The organism is Streptomyces sp. WAC05292 (assembly GCF_003949955.1).
In the GTDB taxonomy this organism is placed as follows: Bacteria; Actinomycetota; Actinomycetes; order Streptomycetales; family Streptomycetaceae; genus Streptomyces; species Streptomyces globosus.
Genome location: NZ_RPSE01000451.1, coordinates 1 through 4655, shown reverse-complemented (window position 1 = coordinate 4655; position 4655 = coordinate 1). Strand labels below are relative to the sequence as shown.

Here is a 4655-nt window from a genome sequence, read left to right as displayed (position 1 = left end):
GGTGCGGTGCGGGTGGCGGCGGGGTCAGGTGCGGATTTCGAGCAGGGGGACGAGCTGCTCGGCGGGGGTCATGGAGCCGTGCATGCCGGCGAGTGCGGACTCGTTCGGCTCGGTCCGGGACGCCGTGATCGCGACATCGGCGTGGGCGGCGGCGACCACGTCGCCGATCCGGCCGAGGACGCGTTCGTCGCACTCCCCCGGCGGCCCGAACCAGCCGAGTTCGAGGGCCTCTTCGCGGCCGGCGACCCAGAACCGGTCCCCGAGCACCTCGCGCCACACGGTCAGGACGTCGGCCTCGGCGCCCGGGACCGCGTACACGTGCCGGGCGCGGCCCTCGCCGCCGAGCAGGGCGACGCCGGCACCGAGCTCCCAGTCCTCGTCGAAGTCGATGCGGGAGTCCTCGTCGAAGGGGATGTCCACCATGCCGTGGTCGGCGGTCACGTACAGGGCGGTGCGCGGCGGCAGCTGCTCGGCGAGCCGCTGGACCAGCCGGTCGACGTACATCAGCTGGCCGCGCCAGGCGTCGGAGTCCACGCCGTGCCGGTGGCCGGCGCCGTCGAGCTCGCTGTAGTACGTGTACACGAGCGAGCGGTCGCCCGCGGCGAGCCGGTCCGCGGCGAGGTCCATCCGCTCCTCGCCGGTCATCCGCCCGTGGAAGGTGCCGCCGCTGAGCGCGATCTGGGTGAGCGGGGTGCTCTGGAAGACGGGCGAGGAGACCTGGGCCGTGGCCACGCCGGCCGCGTCGGCCAGCTGGAAGACGGTGGGGTACGGCTGCCAGGGGCGCGGCGGGGTCCACGGGTTCCACCGGAGCTGGTTCATCAGCTCGCCGGTGGCGGGGTTGCGGACCGCGTAGCCGGGCAGGCCGTGCCGGGAGGGCGGCAGGCCGGTGCCGACGGACGCCAGCGAGGTGGCCGTGGTCGCCGGGAAGCCTGCCGTGAGGGGGGCGCCGGTGCCGCCGCGGGAGCTGCCGAGCAGGGAGGTGAGGAAGGGGGCTTCGGCCGGGTGGGCCCTTATCTGCTCCCAGCCCATGCCGTCCACCAGGAACACGCAGTTCCGGTCGGCGGGGGCCAGCTCGGCGATGGCGGCGGTGAAGCCGGGGACGCCCTGGCCGGCCACGAGGGTCGGCAGCAGGTCGGCGAGCGAGCCGGCCCCGTACTGCGGGACGGGCGCGCCGGCGAGGTCCAGCAGCTCGGGCTCGTCCCAGTTCGGCGGTGCGGAGTGGGACATCAGCGGGCGGCGCCGGCGGCGGTGGCCGCGGTCGCCTCGGAGAGGGCCTGCGCGAACAGCAGGGTCTGGCGGACGGCCTCGGGGCCGTCGCCCGCCTCGCTCACGCGGAGGCTGAGGTCGTCGGCGGTGGAGTTGCCGGTGTAGCCGTGGTCGGAGTCGCAGTTCGGGTCGCCGCAGGCGGCCGGTTCGAGGTCGATGCGCGAGACGGCGCCCCAGCCGATGGTCAGGACGACCTCGCGCGGGAGGGTGCCCGGGGTGTACGACTCGGGGTTGGCGACGACGCGGCTGAGGACGACCGAGGAGATGCTGGCCAGCTTGACCGACTCGGTGGAGGTGGTCGCGTACGGCGAGGGGGAGCCCGCGTCGGCGGCCTGCTCGTCGGTGTGGCTCACGATGAAGCGGTTGCCGGTCAGGACGAGCACGGTGACGTGCCGGCGGACCTCGTTGGAGTCGAAGGTCGTCTCCTGGTGGACCAGGTACGACGAGATCGGCTCGCCGCCCACCGCGGCCTCCACGGCCTCGGCCACGAGGGCCGGGTAGTAGCCGCTGCGCTCGATCGCCGTGCGCAGCCCCTGGGTCGTCGTACCGGATTTCGCCATGGGGTCCATCCTAAGGCCCGTCCGGGGCGCCCCGGCCGCCTCGGGACGCCCCCGGGGGTCCTCAGTAGCTGGGGAGCGTGCGGGGGCCGAGGTCGGTGCGGGCGGGCGGGTGCGCGATGCGGACGGCGGCGCTGAGGACGGAGAGGCCCTCGGTGGCGACGACGACGGGTTCGAGGGTGACGCCGACCACTTCGGGGTGGTCGTCGACGAGCCGGGAGAGGCGCAGCAGCAGCTCTTCCAGCGCGGGGGTGTCGACGGGGTCGCTGCCGCGCCAGCCGAAGAGGAGGGGGGCGGTGCGGATGGAGCGGATCAGTCCGGCGGCGTCGCGGTCGGTGGCGGGGACGAGCCGGTGTGCGGTGTCGCCGAGGAGCTCGGAGGCGACGCCGGCCAGCCCGAAGGAGAGGACGGCGCCGGCGGCCGGGTCGATGACCGAGCGGACGACGGTGTCGACGCCGCGGGGCACCATGGCCTGGACGACGGGCTGCAGCTCGGCGGGGGTGCCGAGGAGCTCGGTGAGCTCGTCGTAGGAGCGGCGCAGCTCGGCCTCGGTGGTGAGGTCGAGGCGGACTCCCCCGAGGTCGGCTCGGTGGCGCAGGTGCGGGGCGGTGGTCTTGAGGGCGACGGGGTAGCCGAGGGCCGCGGCGGCCTTGGCGGCGGCGTCGGGCGTGGGCGCGGGCAGCGTGGGCAGGACGCGGATCCCGTAGCGGGCGAGGAGCGCGGCGGCGTCGCCGTCGGCGAGGGTGATCACGCCGTCGGGGCCGGCTCCGCCGGCGAGGAGGGCGGCGAGCTGGGCGGCGGCACCCGCCTCGTCGATGTCGTCGTACTCGGGCACGTGCCCGGAGTCGGCGTTGGCCCGGCGCCACTGCCCGTACCGGACGGCTTCGGCGACGGCCCGGACGGCCCGCTCGGCGGCCGGGTAGGCGGGGATGCGGACGTCCTCGCGGGAGAGGGCCCCGACGAGCTCGGCGAGCTCGACGTGGACCACGGCGACCGGCTTGCCGGGATGGGCGGCCGCGGCGTCCCGCAGGGCGTCGGCGAGGTCGTCGGCCCCGGTGTCGGGGCCGGTGCCGGGGCCGGCCTCCTCGCCGACCCAGGGGATGGCGGTGACGATCACGGCGTCGTGGGCGTCGGAGGCGAGGGCCGCGGAGACGGCGCCGCCGAAGTCGGCCGGGGTGGCGGCGGTGGTCAGGTCGAGCGGGGAGGAGGGCCGCAGGCCCTGGGCGAGGCAGGCGTCGTAGGTGAGGTAGCCGAGCGATTCGGAGTTGCCGAGGATGGCGACCCGCGGCCCGGCGGGGACGGGCTGGGAGGCGAGGAGGAGGCCTGCGTCGACGAGCTCGGTGACGGTGTCGACGCGGATGACGCCGGCTTGGCGGAGCAGGGCGGAGACGGTCGTCTCGGGAAGCCGGGTGCCGGGGACGGCGTGGCCGGCGGGGGTGTGGCGGCCGCCCTTGGCGACGACGACGGGCTTGACGGCGGCGGTGCGGCGGGCGAGCCGGGTGAACTTCCGCGGGTTGCCGAGGGTTTCCAGGTACATGAGGGCGACGTCGGTGGCCTCGTCCTCGTACCAGTACTGGAGGATGTCGTTCCCGGAGACGTCGGCGCGGTTGCCGGCCGAGACGAACGAGGACAGCCCCTCGCCGCGGCGGAGCAGGGCGGACAGCAGCGCGATGCCGATGGCCCCGGACTGGGTGAAGAGCCCGATCCGGCCGGGGACGGGGGCGGGCACGGGCGCGAGGGAGGCGTTGAGCGCGACCTCGGGCGCGGTGTTGATCACTCCGAAGGCGTTGGGGCCGATGAGGCGCATCCCGTGGGAGCGGACCTGGCGGACGAGTTCGCGCTGGCGCTCCAGGCCGGCGGGGCCGGTCTCGGCGTAGCCGGCGGACAGCACGACGAGGCCCTGCACGCCGTGTTCGCCGCAGTCGGCGACGACCTGCGGGACCCGCTCGGCGGGGACGGCCACGACGGCGAGGTCCACGGGCGCGTCGATCTCGGCGAGCGAGCGGTAGGCGCGGACGCCGTCGAGGAGGTCGCCCTCGATGCCGGGGGCGCGGGCCTCGTTGACGGCGTAGAGGTGGCCGCGGAAGCCGCTGTCGCGGAGGTTGCGCAGGGCGGCCGCGCCGACGCCGCCGCCGGAGCGGCTGACGCCGACGACGGCCACGGAACCGGGGGCGAGGAGCCGCTGGACGGAGCGGGCCTCGGCGCGCTGTTCCCGGGCCCGCTGGACGGCGAGGGACTCGGCGGTGGGCTCCAGGTCGAGGGTGAGGCGGACGGCGCCGTCCTCGAAGCTGCGCTTCTGCTGGTAGCCGGCGTCCGTGAACACCTTGATCATGCGGGTGTTGGCGGGGAGCACCTCGGCGGCGAAGCGGCGGATGCCGCGCTCGCGGGCGACCGCGCCGATGTGCTCCAGGAGGGCGGAGGCGACGCCGCGCCCCTGGTGGGCGTCCTGGACGAGGAAGGCGACCTCGGCCTCGTCGGCGGGGGCCGAGGCGGGGCGGCCGTCGGGGCCGATCCGGTCGTAGCGGACGGTGCCGATGAAGTCCTCGCCGACGGTCGCGGCAAGGCCCACCCGGTCGACGTAGTCGTGGTGGGTGAAGCGGTGCACGTCGCGGTCGGAGAGCCGGGGGTAGGGGGCGAAGAACCGGTAGTACTTCGACTCGTCGGAGACCTGCTCGTAGAAGCTGACCAGGCGGCCGGCGTCCTCGGGGGTGATGGGCCGGATGCGTGCGGTGCCGCCGTCGCGCAGGACGACGTCCGCTTCCCAGTGGGCCGGGTACGAGGGGTCCGACGCGGTGGTCATGCGGTGATCCTAAGCCCAGGGCGGGCGGGAGG

3 protein-coding genes are annotated in these 4655 nt (G+C 75.6%); all 3 read right to left on the bottom strand.

Annotated elements, in window-relative coordinates:
- Positions 1-24: 24 nt before the first annotated feature.
- Complete coding sequence (locus tag EF903_RS28985; protein ID WP_125547974.1) at positions 25-1227, bottom strand: alkaline phosphatase family protein; 1203 nt, start codon at positions 1225-1227, stop codon at positions 25-27.
- A complete protein-coding gene (locus tag EF903_RS28980; RefSeq protein WP_114054566.1) occupies positions 1227-1826 on the bottom strand; it encodes a DUF5998 family protein in 600 nt (199 codons plus the stop codon). Before EF903_RS28980 ends, EF903_RS28985 begins: the two co-directional genes overlap by 1 nt.
- 61 nt (positions 1827-1887) lie before the next feature.
- Positions 1888-4623 (bottom strand): GNAT family N-acetyltransferase, encoded by a 2736-nt coding sequence (locus tag EF903_RS28975; RefSeq protein ID WP_125547973.1) that lies wholly within the window; start codon positions 4621-4623, stop codon positions 1888-1890.
- Positions 4624-4655 lie beyond the last annotated feature (32 nt).

What these genes read in the sequence shown, in the direction of transcription:
- EF903_RS28985 (WP_125547974.1), bottom strand. Translation starts at nt 1,227, where the DNA reads ATGTCCCACTCCGCACCGCCGAACTGGGACGAGCCCGAGCTGCTGGAC.
- EF903_RS28980 (WP_114054566.1), bottom strand. Translation starts at nt 1,826, where the DNA reads ATGGCGAAATCCGGTACGACGACCCAGGGGCTGCGCACGGCGATCGAG.
- EF903_RS28975 (WP_125547973.1), bottom strand. Translation starts at nt 4,623, where the DNA reads ATGACCACCGCGTCGGACCCCTCGTACCCGGCCCACTGGGAAGCGGAC.